At 71.2% G+C, this 1,022-nt stretch carries 1 protein-coding gene; it reads right to left on the bottom strand.

Going from position 1 to position 1,022, the window contains the following annotated elements:
- Positions 1 to 44: 44 nt before the first annotated feature.
- A partial coding sequence (locus ACZ4QV_RS42500) for a CDP-glycerol glycerophosphotransferase family protein (protein ID WP_467764574.1) occupies positions 45 to 1,022 on the bottom strand: 978 nt, incomplete at its 5' end.

The raw sequence follows: 1,022 nt of genomic DNA, 5'->3' as shown, positions 1-1,022 counted from the left end.
GGCGGGGGCCGGGTGGGTGTCTGCGGTGGTGGGGGTGGTGGTCATCAACGGCTCCAGTGGGCGAAGAACTGCTCGACGAGGGTGCGGGCGGCGTCCCCGCGCTCGTACTCGCCGAAGTGGGCAACAAAGCGCTTGCGGGCCGCGGCGTAGTGCTGCCCGCCGTCGGCGAGGTCCTCCAGCGCGCCGAAGAAGGCCTCCTCGTCCTCCACCAGCGGCCCCGGCGCGTGCTCGCGCAGATCGAAGTAGGTGCCGCGCTGCTCCTGGACGTAGGCCTGGTAGTCGTAGGTGAAGAACACCATCGGCCGGTCCAGCAGCGCATAGTCGAACATCACCGACGAGTAGTCGGTCACCAGCACATCGGCCAGCTCCAGGAACGGCGCCACGTCATGGTGCGCCGAGACGTCGAGGACCGAGCCGGCCACCGTCGGCGGCAGCGTGACATGGTTGAGGTAGTGCGAGCGCACCAGCAGCACATAGCGGTCGGCGAACCGCTCGGCGAAGCGCTCCACATCGAAGGGCAGCTCGAAGCGGTGCGAGCGGCCCCCGCTGGTGCGAAACGTCGGCGCATACAGCAGCACCTGCTTGCCGGCCGGGATGCCCAGCTCGGCCGCCAGCGGCCCGCGCCGGCGCGCCTGGCCCGCCTCCTCGCGCCGGCGGGCCTGCACCAGCGCGTCGTTGCGCGGATAGCCCACCCGCAGCAGCGCCCGCTCCGGCAGCCGAAACGCCCGGGCCAGGGTGCGCACATCGTGCTCGGAGCGCACCAGGAACCGGTCGAAGCGGTCCAGCGCCCGCTGCTGCTCGGCCTGCTGGGCCCGGGTCAGCGTCTTCTGCGCCGGCTGGTCGAAGCCCATCTTCTTCAGCGCCGAGCCGTGCCAGGTCTGGAGGTAGGTCGTCTCCGGGCGCTTGGCCAGCTTCAGCGGGAAGGACTGGTTGTCCACCCAGAACTCCGCCTGCGCCAGCGCCTTGAGATACGGCAGCGACCAGCGCCGCACCAGCGTCGCGTCCTCGGGAAACGCCCCCGG

This window comes from Streptomyces sp. NPDC026394 (genome assembly GCF_055567735.1).
This window is presented reverse-complemented; position numbering and strand designations above follow the sequence as displayed.